Source organism: Phenylobacterium sp. (genome assembly GCF_016124325.1).
Taxonomy (GTDB): Bacteria; Pseudomonadota; Alphaproteobacteria; order Caulobacterales; family Caulobacteraceae; genus Phenylobacterium.
The window spans coordinates 100,468-126,429 of record NZ_WGNY01000017.1 but is presented as its reverse complement, the minus strand read 5'-3'; the positions used below and the strand labels follow the sequence as shown (position 1 = coordinate 126,429).

25 protein-coding genes and 3 tRNA genes are annotated in these 25,962 nt (G+C 70.0%); 8 read left to right on the top strand and 20 right to left on the bottom strand.

The genetic code is table 11. From position 1 onward, the window contains the following. Positions 1 to 29 precede the first annotated feature (29 nt). Positions 30 to 2,105 carry an ATP-dependent DNA helicase RecG gene (gene recG / locus GC203_RS09945; protein WP_293453804.1) on the top strand — a complete coding sequence of 692 codons (2,076 nt, stop codon included), beginning with the start codon at positions 30 to 32 and terminating at the stop codon, positions 2,103 to 2,105. A 71-nt stretch (positions 2,106 to 2,176) separates the two neighbouring features. Beyond that, a complete protein-coding gene (locus GC203_RS09940) occupies positions 2,177 to 2,527 on the top strand; it encodes a YciI family protein (RefSeq protein ID WP_293453802.1) in 351 nt (116 codons plus the stop codon). A 111-nt stretch (positions 2,528 to 2,638) separates the two neighbouring features. Here the strand turns inward: GC203_RS09940 and GC203_RS09935 are convergent, their stop codons facing one another. Genes GC203_RS09935 through kdsA form a run of 6 tightly spaced genes read right to left on the bottom strand, consistent with a single transcriptional unit; the run spans position 2,639 to position 9,213 of the window. Then, entirely contained in the window at positions 2,639 to 3,730 is a 1,092-nt protein-coding gene (locus GC203_RS09935; protein ID WP_293453800.1) for a M14 family metallopeptidase, read from the bottom strand. Next, complete coding sequence (locus GC203_RS09930; RefSeq protein WP_293453798.1) at positions 3,730 to 4,725, bottom strand: NADP-dependent oxidoreductase; 996 nt, start codon at positions 4,723 to 4,725, stop codon at positions 3,730 to 3,732. The genes GC203_RS09935 and GC203_RS09930 overlap by 1 nt, the downstream gene beginning before the upstream one ends. A gap of 33 nt (positions 4,726 to 4,758) precedes the next feature. After that, a complete protein-coding gene (locus GC203_RS09925) occupies positions 4,759 to 5,850 on the bottom strand; it encodes a DUF3089 domain-containing protein (protein WP_293453796.1) in 1,092 nt (363 codons plus the stop codon). Position 5,851: 1 nt separating this feature from the next. After that, entirely contained in the window at positions 5,852 to 6,853 is a 1,002-nt protein-coding gene (gene rfaD, locus GC203_RS09920; RefSeq protein WP_293453794.1) for an ADP-glyceromanno-heptose 6-epimerase, read from the bottom strand. Next, complete coding sequence (gene rfaE2, locus GC203_RS09915) at positions 6,850 to 8,325, bottom strand: D-glycero-beta-D-manno-heptose 1-phosphate adenylyltransferase (RefSeq protein ID WP_293453792.1); 1,476 nt, start codon at positions 8,323 to 8,325, stop codon at positions 6,850 to 6,852. Before rfaE2 ends, rfaD begins: the two co-directional genes overlap by 4 nt. Positions 8,326 to 8,358: 33 nt before the next feature. Beyond that, positions 8,359 to 9,213, bottom strand: coding sequence for a 3-deoxy-8-phosphooctulonate synthase (kdsA, locus tag GC203_RS09910; RefSeq protein WP_293453790.1), 855 nt, complete (start codon positions 9,211 to 9,213; stop codon positions 8,359 to 8,361). A gap of 174 nt (positions 9,214 to 9,387) precedes the next feature. Between kdsA and GC203_RS09905 the strand changes: the two genes are divergently transcribed. The 4 genes from GC203_RS09905 to GC203_RS09890 all read left to right on the top strand — a co-directional run bounded on the left by GC203_RS09905 (position 9,388) and on the right by GC203_RS09890 (position 13,028). Further along, the gene (locus tag GC203_RS09905) at positions 9,388 to 10,599 is read left to right on the top strand and encodes a cyclopropane-fatty-acyl-phospholipid synthase family protein (RefSeq protein ID WP_293453788.1); all 1,212 of its coding nucleotides are present in this window, start codon (positions 9,388 to 9,390) and stop codon (positions 10,597 to 10,599) included. 45 nt (positions 10,600 to 10,644) lie between these two features. Further along, the gene (locus GC203_RS09900; RefSeq protein ID WP_293453786.1) at positions 10,645 to 11,667 is read left to right on the top strand and encodes a cysteine synthase A; all 1,023 of its coding nucleotides are present in this window, start codon (positions 10,645 to 10,647) and stop codon (positions 11,665 to 11,667) included. After that, positions 11,664 to 12,506: a 3-mercaptopyruvate sulfurtransferase gene (gene sseA, locus GC203_RS09895; protein ID WP_293453784.1), complete on the top strand. Its 843-nt coding sequence runs from the start codon at positions 11,664 to 11,666 to the stop codon at positions 12,504 to 12,506. The genes GC203_RS09900 and sseA overlap by 4 nt, the downstream gene beginning before the upstream one ends. Positions 12,507 to 12,620: 114 nt before the next feature. Further along, entirely contained in the window at positions 12,621 to 13,028 is a 408-nt protein-coding gene (locus GC203_RS09890) for a GNAT family N-acetyltransferase (protein WP_293453783.1), read from the top strand. A gap of 96 nt (positions 13,029 to 13,124) precedes the next feature. On the opposite strand, the gene GC203_RS09885 is transcribed toward GC203_RS09890, so the two are convergent. Continuing rightward, positions 13,125 to 14,225 (bottom strand): amino acid ABC transporter substrate-binding protein, encoded by a 1,101-nt coding sequence (locus GC203_RS09885; protein ID WP_293453781.1) that lies wholly within the window; start codon positions 14,223 to 14,225, stop codon positions 13,125 to 13,127. Between the two features lie 84 nt (positions 14,226 to 14,309). Between GC203_RS09885 and metC the strand changes: the two genes are divergently transcribed. Then, a complete protein-coding gene (gene metC / locus GC203_RS09880) occupies positions 14,310 to 15,476 on the top strand; it encodes a cystathionine beta-lyase (protein WP_293453779.1) in 1,167 nt (388 codons plus the stop codon). Beyond that, positions 15,469 to 16,326, top strand: coding sequence for a kinase (locus tag GC203_RS09875; protein WP_366501648.1), 858 nt, complete (start codon positions 15,469 to 15,471; stop codon positions 16,324 to 16,326). The genes metC and GC203_RS09875 overlap by 8 nt, the downstream gene beginning before the upstream one ends. Here GC203_RS09875 and GC203_RS09870 read toward each other — a convergent pair. The 13 genes from GC203_RS09870 to GC203_RS09810 all read right to left on the bottom strand — a co-directional run bounded on the left by GC203_RS09870 (position 16,323) and on the right by GC203_RS09810 (position 25,910). Continuing rightward, the gene (locus tag GC203_RS09870) at positions 16,323 to 17,084 is read right to left on the bottom strand and encodes a pseudouridine synthase (protein WP_293453775.1); all 762 of its coding nucleotides are present in this window, start codon (positions 17,082 to 17,084) and stop codon (positions 16,323 to 16,325) included. The two genes, GC203_RS09875 and GC203_RS09870, sit on opposite strands and share 4 nt — an antisense overlap. Before the next feature lie 19 nt (positions 17,085 to 17,103). Beyond that, a tRNA-Arg gene (locus GC203_RS09865) sits at positions 17,104 to 17,180 on the bottom strand. A gap of 12 nt (positions 17,181 to 17,192) precedes the next feature. Beyond that, positions 17,193 to 17,501, bottom strand: coding sequence for an ETC complex I subunit (locus GC203_RS09860; RefSeq protein WP_293453773.1), 309 nt, complete (start codon positions 17,499 to 17,501; stop codon positions 17,193 to 17,195). Positions 17,502 to 17,529: 28 nt separating this feature from the next. Continuing rightward, a tRNA-Pro gene (locus GC203_RS09855) sits at positions 17,530 to 17,606 on the bottom strand. 47 nt (positions 17,607 to 17,653) lie between these two features. Next, a complete protein-coding gene (locus GC203_RS09850; RefSeq protein WP_293453771.1) occupies positions 17,654 to 18,076 on the bottom strand; it encodes a PaaI family thioesterase in 423 nt (140 codons plus the stop codon). Then, complete coding sequence (locus GC203_RS09845; protein ID WP_293453769.1) at positions 18,069 to 18,566, bottom strand: DUF192 domain-containing protein; 498 nt, start codon at positions 18,564 to 18,566, stop codon at positions 18,069 to 18,071. The genes GC203_RS09850 and GC203_RS09845 overlap by 8 nt, the downstream gene beginning before the upstream one ends. Positions 18,567 to 18,601: 35 nt before the next feature. Further along, positions 18,602 to 19,186: a cold-shock protein gene (locus tag GC203_RS09840; protein ID WP_293453767.1), complete on the bottom strand. Its 585-nt coding sequence runs from the start codon at positions 19,184 to 19,186 to the stop codon at positions 18,602 to 18,604. 144 nt (positions 19,187 to 19,330) lie between these two features. Next, a tRNA-Glu gene (locus GC203_RS09835) sits at positions 19,331 to 19,405 on the bottom strand. A 63-nt stretch (positions 19,406 to 19,468) separates the two neighbouring features. Then, positions 19,469 to 21,265 carry a single-stranded-DNA-specific exonuclease RecJ gene (recJ, locus tag GC203_RS09830; RefSeq protein ID WP_293453765.1) on the bottom strand — a complete coding sequence of 599 codons (1,797 nt, stop codon included), beginning with the start codon at positions 21,263 to 21,265 and terminating at the stop codon, positions 19,469 to 19,471. A 150-nt stretch (positions 21,266 to 21,415) separates the two neighbouring features. Next, positions 21,416 to 22,165: a PEPxxWA-CTERM sorting domain-containing protein gene (locus GC203_RS09825; RefSeq protein ID WP_293453763.1), complete on the bottom strand. Its 750-nt coding sequence runs from the start codon at positions 22,163 to 22,165 to the stop codon at positions 21,416 to 21,418. Positions 22,166 to 22,399: 234 nt separating this feature from the next. Beyond that, positions 22,400 to 23,353 (bottom strand): class II fructose-bisphosphatase, encoded by a 954-nt coding sequence (glpX, locus tag GC203_RS09820; protein WP_293453761.1) that lies wholly within the window; start codon positions 23,351 to 23,353, stop codon positions 22,400 to 22,402. A gap of 50 nt (positions 23,354 to 23,403) precedes the next feature. Then, positions 23,404 to 24,693, bottom strand: a complete 1,290-nt coding sequence (locus tag GC203_RS09815) for a homoserine dehydrogenase (RefSeq protein ID WP_293453759.1) — start codon at positions 24,691 to 24,693, stop codon at positions 23,404 to 23,406. After that, complete coding sequence (locus GC203_RS09810; protein WP_293453757.1) at positions 24,690 to 25,910, bottom strand: LL-diaminopimelate aminotransferase; 1,221 nt, start codon at positions 25,908 to 25,910, stop codon at positions 24,690 to 24,692. The genes GC203_RS09815 and GC203_RS09810 overlap by 4 nt, the downstream gene beginning before the upstream one ends. Between the last annotated feature and the right edge of the window lie 52 nt (positions 25,911 to 25,962).

Below are 25,962 nucleotides of genomic sequence, written 5' to 3'. Positions count from 1 at the left end.
GCGGCGCGCCAGTCGGGTATGCTCGAATTATGCGGCCGGAGATTCTGTTCCCGCTCTTCGCACCGATCGCCACGCTGAAAGGCGTGGGTCCCCGCGTCGCGCCGCTGCTGGAGCGCGTAGCGGGACCGCTCGTGCGTGATGTCCTGTGGCTCAAGCCGCATTCGATCGTGCGCCGCACGCCCGGCGTGCTGTCGGGCGCTGTCGACGGCCAGGTGATGACCTTCGTGGTGACGATCGACGCCTACCAGAAGGCTCGCACCCGCACACAGCCGACGCGGGTGCGCGTGACGGACGACACCGGCTTCATGACCCTCGTCTTCTTCGGACGCTTCGGGGACGACCTGGAGCGGCGACATCCCGTCGGTGAGAAGCGCGTGATCTCGGGTAAGGTCGAGGACGACCGGTTCGGCCGGCAGATGGTGCATCCCGATTACATGCTCGCGCCGGACAAGGCCGGCGAGATTCCCGAGGTCGAAGCGATCTATCCGGCCACCGAAGGCCTCCCGCCCCGCCGGGTGCGCACGTTCGTCGACGAGGCCGAGGCGCGTGCGCCGGACCTGCCTGAATGGCTCGATCCCGCGTGGAAGGCCCAGGAGCGGTTTCCGTCGTGGCGGGAGGCGCTGCACGCCCTTCACGCGCCCCGCAGCGAGGCCGACCTCGCCCTCGCCTGCCCCCACCGCCGCCGGCTGGCCTACGACGAGCTGCTGGCCCACCAGCTCGCCATGGCCCAGCGCAAGGCCGCGCGCCGCCGCGAGCCCGCCGCCCGCATTACGCCCGGGGGGCTGGCCTCGCGCATCCGCGCCGACCTGCCCTTCGCCTTCACCGACGCCCAGGAGCGCGCGCTGTCCGACATCCGCGCCGACTTCGCCGCTGGCGAGCGGATGAGCCGGCTGGTCCAGGGCGACGTCGGCTCGGGCAAGACCGTGGTGGCGATGTGCGCCATGGCCGACGTGGCCGAGTGCGGCGGCCAGAGCGCCCTGATGGCCCCCACCGAGATCCTGGCCCGCCAGCATTTTGAGACGATCTCGGGGCCGCTGGCCGACCACGGGGTGGACGTCGTGCTGCTCACCGGCCGGGACAAGGGCGCCGGGCGGGCCGAGAAGCTGCGCGCCCTGGCCTCGGGGTCGGCCAAGGTCGCCGTCGGGACCCACGCCCTGTTCCAGGACGACGTCGCCTTCGACAAGCTGGAGTTGGTGGTCATCGACGAGCAGCACCGCTTCGGCGTGGCCGAACGCCAGCGCCTGCAGGGCAAGGGGCGCGCCGTCCACCTGATCGCCATGTCGGCCACGCCGATCCCGCGTACGCTGGAATTGACCATGTACGGCGATCTGGACGTCAGCCGGATTGACCAGAAGCCACCAGGCCGCACACCGGTGGCCACCCGCGCCGTGCCCATCGGCCGCCTGGACGAGATCGTCGGCCGCCTGAAACAGGCGGTCGCCGGCGGCGCCCAGGCCTTCTGGATCTGCCCACTGGTGTCGGAGTCCGAGGTGAGCGACCTCGCCGCCGCCGAGATGCGGGCCGTGGCGCTGCGTGAGACGCTCGGCCCCGGCGTCGGCCTCGTCCACGGCAAGATGTCGGGCGCCGAAAAGGACGCGGTCATGGCCGACTTCGCCGACGGCCGCGTCCCGGTGCTGGTCGCCACCACGGTCGTCGAGGTGGGCGTCAACGTGCCCAACGCCACCATCATGGTGATCGAGCAGGCCGAGCGCTTCGGCCTCGCCCAGCTCCACCAGCTTCGCGGGCGGGTCGGCCGGGGCAGCCGCGAGAGCGCCTGTGTCTTGCTCTATGACCCGCCGCTGTCGGAAACCGCCCAGCAGCGCCTCGACATCCTGCGCCGGACCGACGACGGCTTCGTCATCGCCGAGAAGGACTTGGAGCTGCGCGGCGGCGGCGACGCGCTGGGCCTGCGCCAGAGCGGCCTGCCGGACTACGTCTTCGCCGATCCCTTCGCCCACCGCGACCTGATCTCGGTTGCGGGCGACGACGCACGCCTGATCGTCAACCGCGACCCCGGCCTGACCTCCGAGCGCGGCAAGGCGCTCCAGGTGCTGCAGGAGCTGTTCGACTGGAAGGCCGGCCTCGCCCTGCGTGACGCGGGCTGACCGATTTTGTCGGGGCCCGGCGCGGCCCGGCGTCCTCCGGGCGCATCCACCCGACACGGGAGCTCTCCACGATGAAGTATCTCTGCCTCGTCTATCTTGAGCCCGGCGCCCTCGCGGCCCTCAGCCTTGAAGAACAGGCCGCGCTCGACGAAGCCTCCCTGGCCTACGACCGCGAGCTGGAACGCCGCGGCCATTTCATTGCCGCCTCGGCGCTGCAGGGCGTAGGCATGGCCAGCACCATCCGCCGCCGCTCCGGCGCGTCGGTCGTGCTGGATGGCCCGTTCGCCGAGACCAAGGAGGCCCTGGCCGGCTTCATCTTCATCGAAGCCCGCGACATGGCCCAGGCGCTGGAGATCGCCCAAGGCATCCCGGTGGGCCGCTACGGTGCGATCGAGGTCCGGCCCGAACTCGATATCGGCTAGAGCCCGTCAGGGTGAAGTGGATACCGGTACACCCGCCCGGACGGGCTCCATATGCTTGAAAATAGAGCCTTCTGGTCCGGATCAGGTGATCCCACCTGATCCGGGAAGGCTCTAGGCCGCGACGGCCCGGGTCAGTCCGGCGATCGCCTGCCGGCCCGCGATCAGCGACTGGCCCAGCACCATCCCATGCCAGACCTGGGTGTCGACGTAGAAGGCCGCGCGGATCTGCGCCTTGATCGCCTGCCCCTCGGCGCTCAGCGGATCGCCATGGGCGTGCAGCCAGTTGTCGGCCCGCAACGCCTCTAGCACCTGGTTGCTTTCCACGGTGCCGTATTCCAGCGCGATGCCGGTCACCCGGGCGTGGCCGAGGAGCCCGGGCGCCGCGTCCAGCCAGTCGCCGGCCAGCTTGGCCGAGACCGACTCTCCGCCGCTCTGGCTGGCGACGGCGAGGCCGTGCCACAGGGCCGCGCGCCGGTATTCGTCCGATGTCGGGAGCGCGCTGACGATCTGCTCGGCGTAGCCCTCCGGACCCAGCCCGGTGTGATAGTCGATGATGCCCACGTCCGAGGCGGCCGACAGCCGCTCGCGGAAGATCGCCTCCAGGGTCCTTCGGGACCACGTCGGCCCGGAACCGCCGTAGAAGATGCCGTCGGAGTGTCTGTACTGACCGCCCGACATGGCCTGGACGAGCGCCGGGAAGCCGTGTTCGCGGGCGTAGCCCAGGAGGATCTCGCGGGATTCATTGCGGGCCGTTTCGGTCCAGGTGAGCGGCTTCACCGCCGCGGCCAGCCCGTCGTAGGCGGGGTTCTGCGGGAGCGGCTTCGTGAAGTCGATGAAGTTGCGGTTGAGGTCGACGTTCTCGTGCGTCACCCGCCGGCTCCAGGCGAAGCCGTAGGGGTTGATGGCGTGAACGAGCGCCACCGCCAGCTTCGGTCCCAGCCGCGCGTACTCGCCGCGGTGAAGCCAGTCGACCTGTGCGCCCGAGCCGCAGTGGCCCTCGACCCCGTGGGTGCCGGACACCATGACCAGCACCGCTTGCGCGTCCGCCGGCCCGACCCAGGCGACGTCGGTCGCCAGTTCGCCCCCATCGGGACCCCGCTGGGGATGGACATAGGCCGAGAGGCTCGCCCCGGCCTCCGTCGCGGCCGCCAGGAACTTGTCGCGCGCCTCGGCGTAGGTGGCGCTGAACGGAGACCCGGCCATCAGACCCGCACCATCCGCTTGCCGCGGTTTTCGCCGTTGAGCAGGCCGATCAGCGCCGAGGGCAGGTTCTCCAGGCCGTCGATGATGTCCTCCTTCACCTTGAGGCGCCCGTCCTTCACCCAGGCCTGCAGGTCGGCCAGGGCCTTGGCGTTCTGGTCGGCGAAATCCATCACCACGAACCCGCGCAGGGTCAGACGCTTGGTGACGATCAGCCCGGGGATGCCGCGGGGCCCGTGCGGCGGCGCGGCCCCGTCGTACTGCGACACCGCCCCGCAGCAGGCGATCCGCCCGTGGTTCTTCATGCCGAACAGGCAGGCCTCGAAGACGTCGCCGCCAGTGTTGTCAAAGAAGACGTCGATGCCGTCGGGCACGGCCGCGCGCAGCCGGCGCTTGAAATCGGTGGCCTTGTAGTCGACCGCTTCGTCGAAGCCGAGTTCTTCGGTCAGCCAGCGCCCCTTCTCCTCGCCCCCGGCGACGCCCACGACGCGGCAGCCCTTGATCTTGGCGATCTGGCCGACGATCGAGCCCACCGAGCCGGCCGCCGCGGAGATCACGACCGTCTCGCCGGCCTTGGGCTGGCCGCACTCCAGGAGGCCGAAATAGGCCGTGAGCCCGGCGATGCCGAAGACGCTGAGCAGGTGGGTCTCGGGCTTCAGGTCGGGCAGCTTCTCCAGCCGCCTGCCTGGCGCGACGCCGTACTCCTGCCAGCCGATGTCGGCGAACACGAGGTCGCCGGGTTTGAGGTGGGCGACGTTGGACTCCACGACCTCCGACAGCGAGCCGCCTGCCATCACCTGGCCGCCCTCCAGCGCCGAGCGGTAGGTGGCGCCCTGCATCCAGGCCCGGTTCGCCGCATCCAGCGAGATGTAGCGTGTCTTCAGCAGCACCTCGCCTTCGCCCGGCGTGGGCCGCTCGCCCTGGCGCAGCGCGAAGTGCTCGGCCGCCAGGTGATCCGCCCCCGGCAGGCGGTCGAGCACGATCTGGCGATTGGTCATGGCGTCCTCCCCTTTTTGTCGCCGCCGACCTTGTCACCGGGCGAGCCAGGTCGCCAGCCGGCGTTTCGCATCCGCCTCGGTGTCGGCGTAGAACAGGTTGTAGCCGGGCGCCTTCCGCCGGTCGGCCCAGTTCCCGGTCGTCTTCAGCGAATTCGACTTGGGGTGGGTCACCCTCAGCACCCCGTCGACACAGCGGGCGGCGACCTGCCGGACCATGAATGGCGGCCGCGCGCCCCACTCCAGCCCGGTCGCGTTGGCGGCGCCCAGGTTCAGGCGGGCCGGGGCCGGCTGGTCGGTGACCGCGCCGAGCAGCGGGTTGAAGCAGAGCGCCGGCCGGGGGGCCAAGTTTACCAACTCGCCCTGGTCGTTCCACACCAGGGCCCTGTCCAGCAGGCGCTGGGCGGCGTCGAATTCTCCATCGTAGACCCGCACCCAAGAGGCCAGGCATCCGGCCTCGGCGCGCTCGGCGCACGGCGGGATCGGCGGGTCGTCGGCCGGAACGACCGTGTCGATCAGATAGGCCGCCACCAGGCGCGATTTGAGCATCGGGTCTGGAGCCACCTCGTCGCGCAGGAGCCTCAGGCCGAGGGTGCCGCCCTGTTCGACGCCGACGATGAAGAACGGGCGGCCGCCGTTGTCGCGGGCCAGGTAGTCGCGGAAAGCCTGTCGCACGTCGCCATACGCGAACTGACGGGCCTCGCGGGCGTCTTCGCGAAGGGTGGTCAGGGTGTAGAGGCTGGCCTGCCGGTACTTCGGCGCGAAGATGCGTCCGACGCTGACGAACGGGCCCACGTAGTTCGGCGCCATCACCTCGCGGAACTGCCGGTTGGCCTTGGGGTGATCGAGGCGGGAGTTCCAGTTGCGCCCGCCGTCATAGGTCGTGGGGGCGATGAAGAAGACGTCGGCGGCCCGCGGGTTGTCCGGCCCCGGGCGCAGATACCAGGCGCGCGCCTGGGCGTAGTCGGGCGCCGGCGGCGGCTGGTAGGTCTGGAAAGGGATCTTGGGGTCCAGCGCCGTCGAGACGAGATCGCCCCAGAACACGACCACGGCCGTCGCCAGCACCAGGACGACCGCCAACAGGCTCGAGAGCAGCCATCCGCCGCGGCGTTTGGCCGGCGGCTCCATCTCAGCGATAGGGGTCGGGCTGGCTCAGGAAACGGCCGACATAGTCGCCGATCCCCTCCTCCAGCGAGGTCATGGGCGCGGCGTAGCCCGCCGCCTTGAGCCGGTCCATGCGGGCCTGGGTGAAGTACTGGTATTTGTCGCGGATGGCCGGCGGCATGGGCGTGTATTCGATCCGCGCGTTCTTGCCCGCCGCGGCGAACACCTGGCGCGCCATCTCCTCGAAGCTGCGCGCCTGGCCCGAGCCCAGATTGTAGATGCCGCTCACGTCCGGGGTCTCGAACAGCCATCGGGTGACGTCCGCGGCGTCGCGGACATAGACGAAGTCGCGCGTCTGGCCGCCGTCCGGCACGTCGGGCCGATGGCTCTTGAAGAGCTGCACGGCATGACCGTCGCGCACGTGGGGCCAGATCTGCGCGGCCACCGACTTCATCGCCTGTTTGTGGTCTTCGTTTGGCCCATAGACGTTGAAGAACTTCAGGCCTGCCCACTGCGGCGGGGCGTAGCCGCGGGCCGCCTCCCGGACCACGAAGAGGTCGAACAGGGCCTTCGACCAGCCGTAGGCGTTGAGCGGACGCAGGCGGGCGAGCGCCTCGTAGGCGTTGTCGTCGTCGAAGCCGTGCTCGCCCGCGCCGTAGGTCGCCGCCGACGAGGCGTAGACCAGGCGGCGCTTCCGCTCGGCGCACCAGCGGAACAGGTCGCGGCTGAGGGTGAAGTTGGAATGGACGATCCGGTCGGCGTCGGGCTCGGTCGTCGACGAGATCGCCGCCATGTGGACGATCAGGGCTACGTCATCCCGGTGGGCCTCGAGCCACTCGAACATCGCCTCGGGCGCGACGAAGTCGCCGATCGGATGCTTGGCGATGTTGCGCCACTTGCCGAGCTCGGCCTCGCGCAGGCGGTCGCAGACCACGACGTCGAGATCGCGATCCTCGGCCAGCCGGGCCACGATGTTCGAGCCGATGAACCCCGCGCCCCCCGTCACGAGCACGATGCGCCGGGTCATGCCTCTTCCTTCCGCGCCATCCGCGCGATGGCCGCCGTGGTGGAATAGCCGTCGACGATGTCGGCCAGCCGGACCTCGCCGCCCCACGATTTCACGAGGTCGCCGCCCACCACCTCGTCCTCGGCGTAGTCCGCGCCCTTGACCAGCACATCGGGTCGCGCCGCCTGGATCAGGGTCAGCGGCGTGGCCTCATCGAAGGGCGCGACGAGGTCGACGCTGCGCAGGCCGGCCAGCACGAGCGCGCGGGACTCCAGGTCGTTGACCGGCCGCCCCTCCCCCTTCAGCGCCCGCACCGAGGCGTCGGAATTCACCCCGACGATCAGCCGGTCGCACCATGACCGCGCCTGTGTCAGGTAGGCGACATGGCCCTTGTGCAGGATGTCGAAGCAGCCGTTGGTGAAGCCCACCTTCAGGCCCTGCGCCCGCCAGCGGGCCACTTCCTCGACCATCCGCTGCGGCGTCGCCACCTTGCCCTCCACCAGGGCGGCATGAGCCGACAGCACGGCTTCGACCGTCTCGTCGGGCGTCACCGTCGCGGTCCCGGCCTTGCCGATCGCGACGCCCGACGCCAGCTGGGCGAAGGCGATGGCCGTCTCGATAGGCGCCTCGGCGGCCAGGGCCAAGCCGATGGCGGCCAGGGCGGTGTCGCCGGCCCCTGAGGCGTCGAACACCTCGCGGGCGGTGGTGGGGAAGTGGCGCACGGCTTCACCGCGCAGGCCGAGGCTCACGCCCTTGCCCGCCCGAGTGACGAGGACGCCGCGGACCGGCCAAAGTTCGAGCGCACGGCCGATCGCCGCCTCGATCTCGGCGTCGGTCTCCGTCGAGAGGCCGGTCGCATAGGCCAACTCGGCCGCGTTCGGCTTCACCAGGTCGATGTCGCCGTAGCGGGCGAATGAGCGGGCCTTGGAGTCGACGATCACCTTGGCGCCGGTCTCGGCCGCCACGGCGCGCGCCGCATCGATGATCGCGTCGGTCACCACGCCCTTCCCGTAGTCCGAGATCAGGATGACGCCGGCGCCGCGGGCCGCATCGCGCAGGGTCCGGATGAGGCGCTGCTCCACCTCGCCCGACACCGGCCGGCTCTCCTCCAGGTCCACGCGCAGAAGCTGCTGGCCGCCCGAGACGAAGCGGGTCTTGAGGGTGGTGGGCCGATCGGCGTCGGTGACGAGGTAGCCTTCGATGGCCGGCTCTTCCTCGCCCACGAGCCGTGACGCCTCGTGGCCCTCCGGATCGCCGCCGACCAGGCCGACGAGCGCGACGGTTCCGCCCAGCGCAGCCACGTTGCGCGCCACGTTGCCGGCGCCGCCCAGCATCTTCAGCTCCCGCGAGCGGGTCAGGACGGGGATCGGCGCCTCCGGCGAAACCCGCGTCACGCTGCCGTAGACGAAGCGGTCCACCATGAGGTCGCCGACGCAGGCGACCCGCTTGCCGGGGATTTCGGCCAGAAGGCTCTGAAGGGCGGCCAGGTCCATGGCGCTAGCGTGTGGGATGCGTGGCCCGGTCGGTCAAGCGCCGTGGACGGCGTCATGGACCGCCTTGAGCTGCGTCAGCACGGTCTCGGCCGCCTCCAGCGGCAGGGCGCTGGGCCCGTCGCAGAGCGCCTTGTCGGGCTCGGGGTGGAATTCCAGGAAAACGCCGTCCGCCCCGGCCGCCACGGCCGCCCGGGCCAGCACCGGCACGCCGCTGCGCCGCCCCCCGGTGGAGGCGCCGTTCGAGCCGACCACGGCGCCGGGCAATTGCACGGCGTGCGTGGCGTCGATCGTCACAGGGCAGCCCATCTCCTGCATCAGCGGAATGCCGAGCATGTCGACCACGAGGTTGTTGTAGCCGAACGAAACCCCGCGCTCGCACAGGATTGTCATGTGCGCGCCGGTGGCCTCGACCACCTTGTCCAGGATGTTGCGGCAGTCGGCCGGGGCCAGGAACTGGCCCTTCTTCACATGCAGCAGGCCGCCCGCCGCGTGGGTCGCGCGCGCGGTCGCCACCACGAGATCGGTCTGGCGGCAGAGGAAGGCCGGGATCTGCACCAGATCGGCCACCGCGGCGACCGCCTCGGCCTGTCCCTCCTCGTGGAGGTCGGTGCAGATCGGGACGTTGAGCCTCGACTTCACCTCCGCGAGCATTTTCAGCCCGGCCTCCAGCCCAGGGCCGCGATAGCTGTTGATCGACGAACGGTTGGCCTTGTCGAAGCTGGCCTTGAAGATGAAGGGCAGGCCCAGCCGGCCCGCCACGTCCTGCAGGTGGCGGCCGACGTCCAGGGCGAGGCCCAGATCCTCCAGCACGTTCAAGCCCGCGATCACCGCCAACGGGCGGCCGTCGCCGAGCGCGAAGTTCCAGCGGTCGAGGGTCAGGGCGGCCATGGGAATCCTGCACGTCTGCGCGACGGCTGTGTGACCCTATCCGGCGCGCGCCTCAAGCCCCCGTTCGCGCATCCGGGCGCCTCCCGAATCGGATCGTGCGCGTATCCCCTTCCCGGATTGGCCACTGGCCAGCCATGGGGCTATCGTGATCGCAGGGGTTCAGGGGACGTAAGTATGAGCGTGCAGGCCAAGGCGCCGGACCTCAGGGGGACGCCGGCCGCGTTCCGTTCGGCGGCGCGGATCATGGCGCAGAACTGGAACACGGGCGTGATGACATTCGTGCTGCCCGATGGCCGGGAAATCCGGCTGGAGGGCGAGACGCCGGGGCCGGAATCCCGCCTGATCGTCCGCGACTACAACTTCATGAACCGCACGCTGCGCTGGGGCACGATCGGCTTCGGCGAGGCCTACATGGCCGGCGAGTGGGAGACGCCCGACCTATCCACCCTGCTCGAAGTGCTGGCGTTGAACTTCGCGCGCTTCGAGCGCGTGGCGTTCGGCAATCCGCTCATCACCGTCATCAACGCCATCGAGCACGCGCTGCGCGGCAACAGCCGGGCCGGCTCGAAGCGCAACATCCACGCCCACTACGACCTCGGCAACGCGTTCTATTCCCGCTGGCTGGACGCCACGATGACCTATTCCTCGGCGCGCTTCGAACGTCCGGGCGAGCCCCTGCCTGAGGCCCAGAAGCGCAAGTACCGGACCCTGTGCGAGGGCATGGCGCTGGCGCCGGAGCATCACGTCCTGGAGATCGGCTGCGGCTGGGGCGGCTTCGCCGAGTTTGCGGCCAAGGAAGTCGGCGCGCGGGTCACCGGCATCACCATTTCCGAAGAGCAGTACCGGTTCGCCAAGGAGCGGATGTTCCGCGAGGGACTGGCCGAGCGGGCCGACATCCGGCTCGTCGACTATCGCGACGTGGCCGGCAAGTTCGACCGCGTGGCCTCCATCGAGATGTTCGAGGCCGTCGGCGAACGGTACTGGCCCACCTATTTCGACAAGATCCGCGACAGCCTGAGCCCCGCCGGCCGCGCCGGGCTTCAGATCATCACCATCCGGGACGAACTGTTCGACCACTATCGCCGCACGCCGGACTTCATCCAGAAGTACATCTTCCCGGGCGGCATGCTGCCCTCGGAGGAGCGCCTGCGGGCCGAGACCGATCGCGCGGGGCTGTCGTGGGCCGGGATCTCGCGCTTCGGTCAGAACTACGCCGACACCCTGGCGGAATGGGCCCATCGTTTCGAGGGCGCCTGGGAAGAGATAACCCGCCTGGGCTTCGACGAGCGGTTCCGCAAGCTCTGGCGCTTCTATCTCAGCTACTGCGAGGCCGGTTTCCGCACCGAGCGGACCAACGTCGTCCAGCTCAATCTGGCCAAAGCTTGACCGCCCCCCTGTCGCCAGCCCCCCGTGTTCCCTAAGTAGGCGGCCATGCAAGTCGCCCACACCGAAGTCCTGGGAAGCGTTCTCGACGCGATCGGGAACACCCCGCTGATCCGGCTGCGCCGCGCGAGCGAGCTGACCGGCTGCGAGATCCTGGCCAAGGCCGAGTTCATGAACCCCGGCCAATCGGTCAAGGACCGCGCCGCCCTCCACATCGTCCGCGACGCCGAGGCCAAGGGGCTATTGCGGCCCGGCGGCCGCATCGTGGAAGGCACGGCCGGCAACACGGGCATCGGCCTGGCGATGGTGGCCAAGGCGCTGGGATACAAATGCACCATCGTCATCCCGCGCACCCAGAGCCAGGAGAAGAAGGACGCCATCCGGCTCTACGGCGCCGAGCTGGTGGAGGTGGACGCGGTCCCCTACGCCAACCCGATGAACTACGTGAAGTATTCCGGCCGCTTGGCGGAAGAACTTGACGCCAAGGAGTCCGCCGGGGCGATCTGGGCCAACCAGTTCGACAACGTCGCCAACCGCGAGGCGCACGTCCGCGGCACGGGCCCCGAGATCTGGCGGCAGACCAACGGCAAGGTGGACGGGTTCATCAGCGCCGTCGGTTCGGGCGGCACGCTCGCCGGGGTGGCCATGGCGCTGCGCGAGCGCAAGCCCGACATCCGCATCGGCCTGGCCGACCCCTACGGCGCGGCCCTGTTCGCCTACTACACCGATGGCGAGCTCAAGTCGGAAGGCGGCTCGATCAGCGAGGGCATCGGCCAGGGCCGGATCACGGCCAATCTCGAAGGCCTGACGGTGGACCACGCCTATCGGGTCTCGGACGAGGAGATGCTGCTGGCGATCTACGACCTGCTGGAGCACGAGGGCCTGGTGATGGGCGGCTCCACCGGGATCAATGTGGCCGGCGCGATCAGGATGGCGCGCGACCTGGGCCCCGGACACACCATCGTGACCGTGCTGTGCGATCACGGCCAGCGCTACCAATCCAAGATCTTCAACCCCGCCTTCCTGCGCGAGAAGGGCCTGCCGCTGGCGCCATGGATGGACGGGCAATGAGCGACCCGCTCGTCTCCACGGCCTGGCTGGCCGAGCGCCTGGGTGATCCCGCCATTCAGGTGGTCGATGCGACCTGGTTCATGCCGGGCGATCCCATGACCGGCGCCCGATCCTACGCCGACGGGCACATTCGCGGCGCGGTGTTCTTCGATATCGACGCCATCGCGGATCATTCGACCGACCTGCCGCACATGCTTCCCGCCCCCGCCGCGTTCGCGCAGGCGGCCGGCGAGCTCGGTCTCCGCCGTGAAGCCACGGTCGTCGTCTACGACGCCCAGGGCCTGTTCTCGGGCCCCCGGGTGTGGTGGACCCTGCGGACCATGGGCTTTCCCGACGTCGTCGTGCTTGATGGCGGCCTTAAGAAGTGGCGCGCCGAGGAACGACCGATCGAGACGGCCCCCGCTTCGCCGCCGGCCACAACGCCCGCTCCAGCGTTCGACGCGGCGCTCGTACGGGATCTCGCCGATGTGCGGGCCGCGCTGGCGGACGGCGCGACGCAGGTGATCGATGCGCGTCCCGCGGGCCGCTTCAGCGGCGAGACGCCCGAACCCCGGGCCGGCTTGCGGTCGGGTCACATGCCCGGAGCGTGCAACGTGCCCTTCGCCGGGCTGGTGAGCGCCGACGGCACGCTGAAGCCGATCGCCGAGCTGCGCACGGCCTTCCAGGCGGCGGCGGTGGATCTGGGACGCCCCATCGTCACCACCTGCGGCTCCGGCGTCAGCGCCGCGATCCTGGCGCTCGCGCTCGCCCGGCTGGGCCGCTTCGACGTGGCGGTCTACGACGGCTCGTGGACCGAGTGGGGCGGCCGGGCCGACACCGAGGTCGTGACCGGAGCCTGATCCATCGAAATCCGCCCTGCCCGCGCCGACGAACTGATCCATTTCCCCGACATCGAGCGCTCGGCCGCCGAGGCGTTCCGCGGCTCCAGCCAGGACGCCATCGCCGACGATGGAGTGAGCCCACCCGAGTTCTACGTCCCGTTCCAGGCCGACGGCCTCGTGCTTGTGGCGGTCGACGGCGGGGCCGTGGTCGGCTTCGCGGCCTGCCAGGCCTGCGCCGACGCCCTGCACCTGTGGGAGCTGGCCGTGCGCCACGACGCCCAGGGCCGGGGCGTCGGCCGCGCCCTGCTGGACGCGGTGGCGGTGCTGGCGCGGAGACGTGGCTTGCCGGCGGTCACGCTCAGCACCTTCCGCGACATTCCCTGGAACGCGCCGTTCTATGCGCGGTGCGGCTTCGCCGAGATGGCGGACGGCGAAATGAACGCACGCCTGCGCATCATCCGCGAACGCGAGGCTTCTCTCGGCCTGGACGTGGCCAACCGCTGCGCCATGCGCCTCGCCATCTGGAGCCCGTCAGGGTGAAGTGGGAACCGGTTCACCCGCCCGGACGGGCTCTACGCTCTTGAAGATCGAGCCTTCTTGTCCGGATCAGGTGATCCCACCTGATCCGGGAAGGCTCTAGCGCATCGGCGGCGCGTACATCAGCCCTGGCGCCGGCGCGTTCCAGAGCGCGTTCAGGCCCCGGTCGAGCCGCAGGGCGGAATCTCCCCCGAGGTTGCGGCGGAAGATCTCGTGGTAGGCGCCCACTTGCCGGATGACCTGATAGCCCCAGTCGGCCTTCAGTCCCAGCAGAGCGCCCAGGTCACCCTCCAACCCGAGCAGGCGGCGGGTCTCGGGATCGGTCGCGGTGTCCCGCGCCTGCTCCACCGTGCCGGACGACAGCCCCAGTTCTTCTCCCAGGATCGCGGCGTAGACGCTCCAGCGTACGATGTCGGCCCAGATTGGATCCGACTGGCGGACGACCGGTCCCAACGGCTCCTTCGAGATGACATCGGGCAGGATCACGTGGGCGCTGGGGTTGTTCAGCACGGATCGCGACGCCGCCAGGGCCGAGATGTCGGCCGTGAAGGCGTCACAGCCCTCGTTCTGGTAGGTCGTGCGGGCCTCTTCCTCCGACTTGGCGAGGACCGGCCGGAACTCGAGCCCGCGCACCCGGAAATAGTCCTCGAGATTGCCCGCGCTCGCCGTCGCCCCCTGGACGCAGATGCGCGCGCCGCCCAGCTCGGCGGCGCTCGCGAGCCCCAGCGCCTTGGGCGCGAGGAAGCCCTGGCCATCGTAATAGGTGATCACGGGGAAGATCAGGCCCAGTCCGGCGTCGCGCGCGAAGGTCTCGGAGGTGTTGCGCGACAGCATGTCGATCTCGCCGCTCTGCAGCGCGCCGAACCGGTCCTGCGCGTCGATCACCCGGAACCGCACCTTCGCGGCGTCGCCAAGAGCGGCGGCCGCCACCACGCGGCAGATGTCGACGTCGAAGCCGCGCCACCGGCCCTGCGGATCGCGCAGGGCGAAGCCCGGCAGGCCGGGATGCACGCCGCAGATCATGTAGCCCCGCTTGCGGATCGTCTCCAGCGTCGGGCTGACGGCGGCCTTGTAGCCCGGCTGCGCGGAGGTGACCTTGGTCTCGGGCGTCGGCGGCGGCGCCTTTTCGGGCGGTTTCGGGCCACCGCAGCCACCGAGGTAGGCCGCCAGGACCGCTATCGCCGCGAGGCGCCGGATCATCACTGCTCCTTGAAACGAAGAGTCGCTTGGGGCTCTAAGAACCGTTGGCACTTTCGCCAGCGTCGCCTGGGCCCGCAACCCCGCATGTCCGACGAAACCCGACTGATTCACGCCGGCAAGACGAAAGGCCCCCTGGCGAAGACCGTCGGGCCCCCGATCCAGAAGGGCTCGACGGTGCTGCTGCCCAGCGCCGAGGCGCTCTACGACGACGCGCACTACACCACCTACGGCCGGGCCGGCCTGTCGGCCCAGGCGGCCTTGTGCGATGGCCTGGCCACGCTCGAGGGCGCCGTCGGGGTCTCGCTCTACCCCTCCGGCATCGCCGCCATATCCGGGGCGATGATGGCGCTGCTGAAGGCCGGCGACGAGGTGCTGATCGTCGACAATGTCTACAAGCCGGTCCGCCGCTTCGCCGACAATGTGCTCAAGCGGTTCGGCGTGACGATCGCCTATTTCGACCCGGCGACGCCCCCGGAGACCCTGGTCGGCGAGGCCTCCGACTCCACCCGCATGATCTTCATGGAGACGCCCGGCTCGCTGACCTTCGAGATGCAGGACGTCCCCCGCGTCGCCGAACTGGCGCGCGAACGTGGAATCCTCACGGCCATCGACAACACCTGGGCGGCGGGGCTGCTCTTCCGCCCGCTGGAGCATGGCGTGGATCTGTCGATCCAAGCGCTGACCAAGTACGTGGGCGGCCACTCCGATGTCTTCATGGGCTCGGCGGCGGCGCGCGATCCAAAGCTGGTCAGGCGCCTGGCGGATGGCGTGAACCACATGGGCTGGGCGGTTTCCGGCGAGGACGCCTACGCCATGCTGCGCGGCTTGCGCACGTTGCCGGTGCGGCTCGAGAAGCAGGGCGCGAACGGCCTCGCGATCGCCGCCTGGCTGCGCGACCAGCCCGAGGTGGCCGCGCTCTATCACCCTGGCTTGGCCGGCTGCCCCGACCACCAGCTCTGGGCCCGCGACTTCACGGGCGCTTGCGGCCTCTTCTCCTTCGCGCTGAAGCCCGGCTCCAAGGCGGCTGTGAACGCCTTCCTCGACGCCCTGAAGGTGTTTGGCCTCGGCTTCTCGTGGGGCGGCTTCGAGAGCCTCGCGATCTGGTGCGATCCGCAGCTGTCGGTCCGCGAGGCCCGGCGCGACTATGGCGGCCCGCTGATCCGTCTTCACGTCGGTCTCGAACATCCCGACGACCTGATCGCCGACCTGCGGACGGGGCTCGACGCCTATGCGAAGGCCGCCGGTGGATAGCGAGGCGCTGCTCGACGCCTTCATGGCCGAGGAAGGGCTTCCCGGCAGTTTCCGGACGACGTTCGAGCATGTCTGCCAGCCGCTGGCCGACCGGGCCGTCGACTGGCGCGGCGATTTCGGGCGCACCGCGATCATCGGCCTGTGCGGCGCCCAGGGCTCCGGCAAGACGACGATCGCGGAGGCCACCGTCCGGCTGCTGCGCCTCGGCGGACTCAACGCCGTGGCCCTTTCGCTCGACGACTTCTACCTGGGGCGCGAGGCCCGAGGCTGGCTGGCCCGCCAGACCCACCGGCTGCTGGAGGTGCGGGGCCCGCCGGGCACACATGACGTCACGCTCGCCAGCGCAGTGCTCGACAGCCTCAAGGGCGATCCCATCACCCCCCTGCCCGCCTTCGACAAGGCCACCGACGAGCGCCGCCCCAAGACCGCGTGGCGGCGGTTCGAGGGGCCCGCCGACGTGGTGATCTTCGAAGGATGGTGCGTGGGCGCCCGGCCCGAACCCGCCGAGCGGCTCGCCAAGCCCGTCAACGGGCTGGAACGCGACCGCGATCCCAGCCGGGGCTGGCGTGGATATGTGAACCAGCAGCTCGCCGGTCCCTATCAAGCCCTCTTTGGCCGCTTCGATCGCCTGGTCCTGTTGCAGGCGCCGGGCTGGGAGGTCGTCCGCGGCTGGCGCGCCGAGCAGGAGGCCAAGCTCCGGGCGCGGACCGGCGCGGGCATGACCGACCCCGAGATCGGCCGGTTCGTACAGCACTACGAGCGGCTCACCCGCTGGATCCTCGAGGAGATGCCCGAGCGCGCCGACTGGGTCGTGCCCCTCACGGCCGACCGCACGCCGGTCGTGCCCTAGCCCTTGGACGCGGCGATCATCGCCTCGCGTTCGCCTGGCGTGAGGCGCCGCCAGCGCCCTTCCGGCAGGTCGCCCAGCCTCAGCGGCCCGATGCGCACGCGCTGAAGGTCGACCACGTGCAGGCCGACCTGCTCGCACATCCGGCGGATCTGGCGGTTGCGGCCCTCGGTGAGCACGAAGCGCAGGGTCTGCCCGGTGACGACGCTCACCTTCGCCGGCTTCAGATGGCGGCCGTCCAGGGAGAGCCCGTGCCGCAGCCGCGAAAGCTTCGGTTCGGCGATCTGCCCCGCCACCCGCACCAGATACTCCTTGTCGAGCGACGACTGCGGCCCGATCACCGCCTTGGCCAGCACGCCGTCGTTCGACAGCAGGAGCAGGCCGTGGCTGTCCATGTCGAGCCGGCCCAGGGGCGGCAGGCTCATCCTGGCGTCGGGAATGAGGTCGCTCTCGCCCAGCAGCGCCGCGCGGGTCAGGAGGCGGGCCGCCGGGGTCTGGCCGGGCTCGGGCTGGCCCGAGACGTAGCCCACCGGCTTGTTCAACATCGCGGCGAAGTCGGCGCCCTCGCCCCGATCGGCGACGGTCAGCGTCTGGCCCGGCAGAATCTTGCGGCCCGGGTCCTCGACCCGCTCGCCATCGATCGAAACCAGCCCGTCGGCGATCAGCGCCTCGGCCTCGCGGCGCGAGCAGACGCCGCTCTGGGCCAGCCAGCGGTTCACGCGCTGGGGCTCGGCCTCGTCATAGCGGCGGGTCCAGGCCACGCGGAATTCTCCTCCGAGGTGGCGCGCCCGGCAGGACTCGAACCTGCAACCGTCCGCTTAGAAGGCGGATGCTCTATCCGGTTGAGCTACGGGCGCCCGTTTGGCGGCTCAGTGAGTCCACGGGGTTCTGCGGCCGAACGCGAAATTGTCGGCGTAGGCCTTGAGGATCCGCTTGGGCGGGGTCGAGTCGATCAGCTGGAAGGCGATGCCATGCTGCTCGGCATAGCGCACGGCCTCCTCCTTGGTGTCGAACGACAGCCGCACCTGGCTCGATTCCGTATCGCTGGTGATGGTCCAACCCATCAGCGGATCCGGCCGCCGCGCGTCCTTCGGCTCGAACTCGAGCACCCAGTCGCGGGTCTTGGCCCTGCCCGACTGCATGGCGGTCTTTGACGGACGGAAGATGCGCGCGAGCATTCCTGTAATCCCCTGTTCGGCCGAGCGCTGGTCGGGGCGGCAGGATTTGAACCTGCGACCCTCTGCTCCCAAAGCAGATGCGCTACCAGGCTGCGCTACGCCCCGATTGCGTCGGCGGCCCTGCAATATGGGCGTTTCGACGTTTCCGCAAACTAACGGTGACGCGCCATCAGCTTGAAGACGCCAGATGCGCGCACCACGTCCACGCCGCGCACATGAGCGCGCCCTTCGGCGAACCCCACGTCCTTGGTCGCTCGCGTCATCCGCGCCTCGCCCATCACCCAATCCCCCTGCCGGGCCATGTGCAGGAAGTCGATGGAGAGATGAATGGTCACCGAGACCATTCCGGAGCCCCGCCCGACCGCCATGGCCAGCAGGCCGTCCATGAACGCCGAGAGCATGCCCCCATGCACGATGCCGATGCCGTTGGTGTGTCTCGGAAGCGCGAAGAACGCCTGCTCGACCGACTCGCCGCCGCCTGTCTTGTGGAAATAGGGCCCGTTGAGCGTCGAAAACGCTCCCCGGCCCTCGGCGCGGACGAAGCCCGGGGGCGGATCCGGGATCAGCTCATCCACGAGGAAGGGCCCGGTGCAGCACCCGGTCGCCCGGAAGGAGCCCGATCTGCGCGGCCCGCCCACCGGCGATCTCGAGCACGAACTGCGCCGGCCCGGCCGATGGGGTCCCGCTCTCGTCGAGCGGCTGGACATTGCGGCTGATTGAGACGACCCGTCCGTCCGCCCCGATGTAGACGATGTCCAACGGGATGAGCGTGTTGCGCATCCAGAAGACCTGCGGCCCGGGGCGGCTGAACAGGAACAGCATGCCGCGGTCGGGGGCCAGGGCCTTGCGGCACATCAGGCCGTACTCGCGCTCGCGCTCGTTGTCCGCCACCTCGACCATGAACGACTGGGCGCCCTTGAGGGTCTGGACCTTCAGCGGCTCCAGCGGCTTGAGTTCAGGTTGGCCGATGCAGTGGGCGGGATCCTGGCGCGCGATCTGAGCGGCCGCCGGCGCGCCCACGGCGAGCGCCGCCGCCAGCACGAGCAGGCCGGCGCGGCCGGTCATCTGATGCAACAATCGACTAAGCTCCGAAGCGGTCTTCAGGCGACGTTAGACGCTTCGATCTCGGCGACGACAAGCCCTTTGGGCCCCTCGGCGAAACGCACCATCACGCTCTCGCCGGGCTGCAGATCCTCCATCCCCGACCGCCGTAGCGTCTCGATGTGGACGAAGATGTCACCCGGCTCCTCGTCGCGAATCACGAACCCGTAGCCCTTGGCCCGGTTGAACCACTTCACCTTGGCGTGCTGAAGGGGTCCGCTGGCGGCGAGCGGCCGACGGGGAACCCTTTGGCCAAACGCGCCCTCGGGGCGCCCGCGCGGGCCCTCACCGGGCCGTCGCTCGGGCGGAGTCGCCGAACTCTCGTCGACGAGGACGACCTCGGCCACCTGCCAGCCCTTCGGCCGTCGCACGACGTCGCAGGTGATCACCGAGCCTTCCAGGCAGGACTCGCGGCCCGAGTTCCGCAGGCTCGTGACGTGCAGCAGCACGTCCTTGAGATCGGTCTGGCTCGGGTCGTCCGGAACTATGAAGCCGTAGCCCTTGCCAGCGTCGAACCATTTCACGCGTCCCGAGATGCGTACGGCAGGCGCCACATCCGCGTGCTCGAATTCGTAACCAGACATTCGCCCCTCGGCCCGCTACTCCCCGCCTGATGGTCAAGGGCCGACTATAACACTGTTCTCGTAACGCGGGGCGCGTCAATCATTGATTCGCGCAGCACGCGAGGCGCGCCATCCGCGCTACGGCCTGGAAAGTGCTGGAACGCGTGGCAGTCCCTAGGGGAGTCGAACCCCTCTTTTCAGGTTGAAAACCTGACGTCCTAACCGATAGACGAAGGGACCGCGTGACGCGAGGCGCGCTCTATAGCGGCCTTCGTTTTGAGGCGCAAGCCGGGTGCGGCGACATCACACCCGCCGCGGGTCGGCGACGTCCTCGATGTCGAGTTCGACCCCTTCCCGCCCCTTCCAGTCGTCGGGTTTCAGGCGCCCCGCGACATGCACGGCCGCGCCTTCGACGATCAGCCGGCGACCGATTTCGGTGTCCTCGCAGCGCCATGCGACGGCCTTGAGCCGCCCGCCCGACGCGTCGGTGAGCGTGCAGCGGACGTGCCCGCCGCGCAGCGCCATCGGGCGCTCCACCCGCATGTCGGCGGCGGCGAACATCGGCTCGGGATTGCCGGGGCCGAACGGCGCCAGGCGCTGGAACTCGGTCCACAGCGCCCGGTCGGCGCCGCGGGCGGTGACCAGGGCGTCCACATCCAGCGCGTCCGCGTCGGCGGCGATGCGGGCCTCCTCGGCGAGCCGCTCGCACAGGAACGCGCGCAGCTCGGGGACCGCGTCGGGGCGCACCGACAGGCCGGCCGCCATGGCGTGGCCGCCCCCCGAGAGCAGCAGGCCCTCCTCGAAGGCGGCCTGTACCGCACGGCCAAGGTTCACGCCCGGCTGCGAACGGCCCGACCCCTTGCCGACGCCGGCGGCGCGATCGATGCCGATCACCATCACCGGCTTTCGATAGCGTTCGCGCAGGCGTCCGGCGACGATGCCGATCACGCCGGGGTGCCAGCCGTCTTCGGCGACCAGCAGGCACGGGGCGTCGGCCTGATTGCTCTCGCGCTCGATCTGGCGGACCGCCGCTTCCTGGACCTCGCGCTCGACGTCCTTGCGCGAGGCGTTGAGCGCGTCGAGTTCGGCCGCAAGGGCGGCCGCTCGTTCCGCATCATCGGTCGACAGGAGTTGCGCCCCCAGGTCCGAGCGGCCGATGCGGCCGCCCGCGTTGATCCGCGGCCCCAGCAGGTAGCCGACGTGGAACGCCGTCGCGGGTCCTTGCGCCTTGGCCACATCCCTCAGGGCCGCAAGGCCGGGGTTGCGCCACGCCGTCATCACCTTCAGCCCCTGGGCCGCGAGCGCTCGGTTGAAGCCGGTGAGCCGGGTGACGTCGCAGATCGCGCCCATGGCCGCGAGATCAAGCCAGGCCATGAGGTTCGGCTCGCCGGCGGTCAGCAGCCCTCGCCGCCTCGCCTCCCGGTTGAGCGCGACAAGCAGGACGAAGGTGACGCCGGCCGCCGCCAGGTGCCCCTGTGCGGATGTGCAGTCGGGCCGGTTGGGATTCACCAGCGCGGCCACGGCCGGCGTCTCCCCGGGCCGCATCAGGTGGTGATCGATCACCACGACCGGCAGGCCGATCTCGGCGGCGAACGCCAGGGCGTCGTGGGCGGCCGCACCGCAGTCCACGGTCACCACCAGCTCGGCGCCCTCGTCCTTCAGGCGCCGGAACGCCGCGGGCGACGGACCGTAACCCTCGGTGATCCGGTCCGGGACATAGATCGAGATTTCCAGCCCCATGGCCCGGAACCAGCGCACGATCAGGGCCGCCGAGGAGGCGCCGTCCACGTCGTAGTCGGCGAACACCACGATGCGCCGCTTGTCCGCCAGGGCGTCGACCAGGATCTCCGCGGCGCGGTCCATGTCCGCGAAAGACGACGGGTCGGGGAACAGCGCCTTCAGGGTGGGGTTCAGGAAATCCTCCCCCTCCCCCTCTCCCACGCCCCGGGAGGCGAGGGCCCGGGCCAGGGGCTCGGAGAGGCCGTGATCCAGCTGATGGCGACGCGCGACCCGGCCGTCCGCCTCGCGCTGACGCCACGGGCGCCCGCTCAGGGAGTTGTCGACGCCAAGGAATGCGGCGTGGGCCGAGCCGTCAGCCATCCGGTCGTTCGTCCTGGAACATCGCAACAGTATCCACCGGCGACCCACGAGTCGCCAATGGCCTGGCCCCTCGCGACGTCAGAAGCGGTCGCACATGCAAACGCCGCCCGCGCAGGCGGACGGCGTCGCAAAGCCGAAGAGTTGCTTCGATCAGGCGTTGGCGAGACGCGTGCGACGCCGAAGCGCCGCGCCGGCCCCGGCGAAGCCCAGGATCATGAACGCCCAGGTCGCCGGTTCGGGAACCGCGCCGGTTTCGAAGTTGTAGGTCGTACCGCCGGCGGTGATGTTGTCGACATAGGCGGTGTAGCCCGAGCCGATCCCGCTGCCCACGCCGATGTAGACGGCGCCGACGTAGGCGTTGGCGCTCAGCCCGCCCGCCCAGGTCGCCAGGGTGCGCTCGTCGAGTTCGCTCGTGCCGTTACGATAGAAGGTCCCGCCGCTGGCGATGGTGTTCCAGTCGCCGATGGCGCCCGCCGCGCCGTAGCCGCCGGCTTGATAGGCCTGTTCCCAGACGAAATCGTACTTGGTCGCGCCGTCCCAGACGACGAGGCGCAGCGCCGGCGAATACTTCGCATCGCAGCACGAGGTCGTGGACAGCGGGTCGATCTGATACTCGAACGCCAGGTCGGTGAAATCGCTGAACAGCCCGAGGTCCGACGACGAGCTGTAGAGGTCGCCCAGCACCCAGCGCGTCCGGTCGCCGTGCGTCTCCAGCGAGCCGTTGCCCGAGCGCGCAGAGGCGTTGGTGATGGAGGCCGAGCCGCCGCCGCCGTTCTCGCCCACCGGATTGGACCAACCCTGCGGACTGCCCGGCGTCACCACGACGGTGCTGGCCGATGCCGCGCCCGCGACGAGCGCGGCGCTCAGGAGCGCCGCAGCGCCCACCATGAAGTTCTTCATATTCCGCTTCCCCCACGACTTGAGCTTGGCGCCCTGTCCCGTTTCGCCCCGAAGACCAGGGCGACGAGCGGCGCAGCCGCGACCTAAGGCGCTCCAAGGCGGGCCCACAACAACCATGTCTTGCAACTCGACGGCCGGTTGCGCGCCGCGCGTCCCGAATCCCCTCAGCCGGGAATATCCACGCGCGGGACGCCTATCTCGCAGAACGATGGTTCTGGAGTTTCGAGCCTCGCGTCAGACGGGGCGCTTCATGCGCACTTCCCGCACGGTGCGGGTCGCGGAGTTCATGACCAGGGTATGCGTGTGGACGAAACCGCCCGACATGTGCACGCCGTCCAGCAGCGCGCCCTTCGTGACGCCGGTCGCGGCGAAGATGGCGTCGGCCCGGACCATCTCGTGCAGGTCGTACTTCTTGTCGAGCTCGGTGATTCCCACGCGCGCCGCCCGGGCCCGCTCGTCGGCGTTGCGAAACACGAGCCGGCCCTGGAACTGCCCGCCGACGCACTTCAGCGCCGCGCAGGCCAGCACGCCTTCCGGCGCGCCGCCCTGGCCGATGTAGAGATCGATGCCTGTCTCGGGGTCGGCCGTGTTGATCACGCCGGCCACGTCGCCGTCGGTGATCAGGTGGATGCGCGCGCCTGACGCCCGCACCGAGGCGATGATGTCAGCGTGACGCGGACGGTCGAGGATGCAGACGGTGATCTCGCTGGCGTCGACGCCCTTGGCCGCGGCCATGGCCTTCACGTTCTCCGCCGGCGCCTTGTCCAGATCGATCACGCCCGGCGGATAGCCGGGACCGCAGGCGATCTTGTCCATGTAGGTGTCGGGCGCGTTCAGCAGCGTGCCCTTGGGCGCCCAGGCCATCACCGCCAGGGCGTTCGCCATCGCCTTCGCCGTCAGCGTCGTCCCTTCCAGCGGGTCCAGCGCGATGTCGATCTTGTGCTTGCCGCCCAGGCCGACCTTCTCGCCGATGTAGAGCATCGGCGCTTCGTCACGCTCGCCCTCGCCGATCACGATCTCGCCTTCGAGCTCGAGGTCGTTCAACGCCGTGCGCATAGCGTCGACGGCGGCCTGGTCGGCGGCCTTCTCGTCGCCGCGTCCGGCCAGTCGCCAGGCCGCGATCGCGGCGGCTTCGGTGACCCGGACGGCGTCCAGCACCAGACTGCGATCCAGGATTTCGGAACTCATCTCGTCTCCAACCCCTATGGGCGCCGCACGGGCGAGCGCGCTTCTCTGGCTCAGATGCGGGCGATCCGCAACAGCCGGGGCCGCTCCAGCACCGATGGAAGTCCCGCGATGCGCTCGACGGCGGCGGTCAGCACGGATTCGGCCACAGCGTGTGTCGTCAGCACGATCGGCACGCCAAGCGCGTCTTCGACCGGCTTTTGAAGGAAGCTCTCGATCGAGACGCCGGCCTCCGCGAGGGTCTCCGACACCGCCGCGATCACGCCCGGTTCGTCCTTCACGAGGAAGCGCAGATAGGCGCGGCCGGTCATCTTGGACGGATCGACCGGCTGGAACGGACGAAGGGAAGCCGCTGGCTTCTGGAAGACCGGCCGCGTGGCGACGGTCATGACATCGGCGATGTCGGCCGCGACCGCCGCGGCGGTGGGCCCCGAGCCTGCGCCCGGCCCCTGGACGTAGATGCGCCCCACCCGCTCGCCTTCGATGAAGAGCGCGTTCAGCGCGCCTCCCGCCTGGGCCAGCGGGTGGCCCAGCGGGGCGAGCGAGGGATGCACGCGCACCAGCACGCCGTCCGGCGACCGGTCGGCGGACGCCACCAGCTTGATCCGATAGCCGAGGTCCTTCGCCAGGCGGATGTCGAGTTGCTCGATCTGGCCGATGCCCTCGATCTCCGCCGCCGCAAAGTTGGGCGCGCAGCCGAAGGCCAGAGCCGCCAGGATCGAAATCTTGTGGGCGGCGTCGAAACCGCCGACGTCCATCGTGGGGTCGGACTCGGCGTAGCCCAGCCGCTGGGCTTCGGCCAGGACCTCCTCGAAGGCCCGGCCCGAGGCTTCCATCTCGGTGAGGATGTAGTTGCAGGTGCCGTTGAGGATGCCGGCGACCGACCGGATCTCGTCACCCACCAGCGCCTCGCGGACCATCTTCACCGCCGGCGTCCCGCCCATGACGGCGGCTTCGAACAGCAGCGGCGCGCCATTGGTCTCGGCCAGCGCGGCCAGTTCGGCGCCGTGCTCGGCGATCAGGGCCTTGTTGGCGGTGACGACCGGCTTGCCGGCGGCCAGGGCGGCCTCGACGGCGGCCTTGGCCGGGCCGTCCGAACCGCCGATCAGCTCGACGAAGAGGTCGGTCTCCGGCGAGGTCGCCAGGGCCACGGGGTCGTCGAACCACGGCAGGTTGGAGATGTCGAACGGACGCGGCCGCGAGCGCGACCGGGCCGATACACCGGTCACGACGGCCCGTCCGCCCGCCGGGGCGAAATCGGGCCGCTCCGACAGGAAGTTCAGCAGGCCCGCGCCGACGGTGCCCAGGCCCGCGACGCCGATACGCCACATGCGGTCGGTCATTGGGCGGCCAGGGCGTTGTGGGCCCGTCCCAGGATCTCGTCGGCGTTGGTCAGGAACTTCTTCACGTTGCGGGCGGCCTGGCGAATCCGCTGCTCGTTCTCGACCAGGCCGATCCGCACATAGCCCTCGCCATACTCGCCGAAGGCGATGCCGGGGGCCACGGCGACCCCCGCTTCCTCGACCAGCAGCTTGGAGAACAGCATGGATCCGGCTTCCTCGTACTGTTTCGGCAGCGGCGCCCAGGCGAACATCGAGGCGGGCGGCGCCGGGATGTCCCAGCCCGCACGCCGCATCGCCTCGACCAGGGTGTCGCGACGGGCCTTGTAGATGCCGCGGATCTCGTCGATGCAATCGGTCGGCCCGTTCAGCGCCGCGGCCGCCGCCACCTGGATCGGCGTATAGGCGCCGTAGTCGAGGTAGGACTTCACCCGCGCCAGGGCCGCGCACATCCGCTCGTTGCCCACCACCATGCCGACGCGCCAGCCGGCCATGGCGAAGGTCTTCGACAGCGAATTGACCTCGACGGCGATGTCCTTCGCGCCTTCCACCTGCAGCAGCGACGGCGGCGGGTTGTCCTCGAAGTAGATCTCGGAATAGGCGATGTCCGACAGCACGAGCATGTCGTGCTTCTTCGCCAGCGCCACGATCTCCTTGTAGAAGTCGAGGTCGACCCACTGGGCCGTCGGGTTCGACGGATAGCTCACGATCAGCACGCTGGGCGGCGGCGCCGAGTGCTTCACCGCCCGGCTGATCCCCGACAGGTAGTCCTCGGGCGACAGCGCCGGCACATGCCGGATCACCCCGCCCGCCATGATGAAGCCGTAGGCGTGGATCGGATAGGCCGGGTTCGGGCAAACGATCACGTCGCCCGGCGCGGTCAGCGCCTGGGCCAGGTTCGCGAAACCCTCCTTCGACCCCAGGGTGGCGATCACCTCGCGGTCGGGGTCCAGCTTCACGCCGAAGCGGCGACCATAGTAGCTCGCCATGGCCTTGCGCAGGCCCGTGATGCCCTTCGACGCCGAGTATCGCCCGGCCTTGGGGTCGCGCGCGGTCTCGACCAGCTTGTCGACGATGTGCTTCGGGGTCGGCATGTCAGGGTTGCCCATGCCGAAGTCGATGATGTCGACGCCCTGCCCGCGCAGGCGCGCCTTGATGCGGTTGACCTCCTCGAAGACGTAGGGCGGGAGGCGTCGGATGCGGTGGAATTCGGGTGTCATCTTAAGAGCTCTTGCGCCGCGCTTCGCCCGTGCGGCCGGTTCGTGAGCTGAC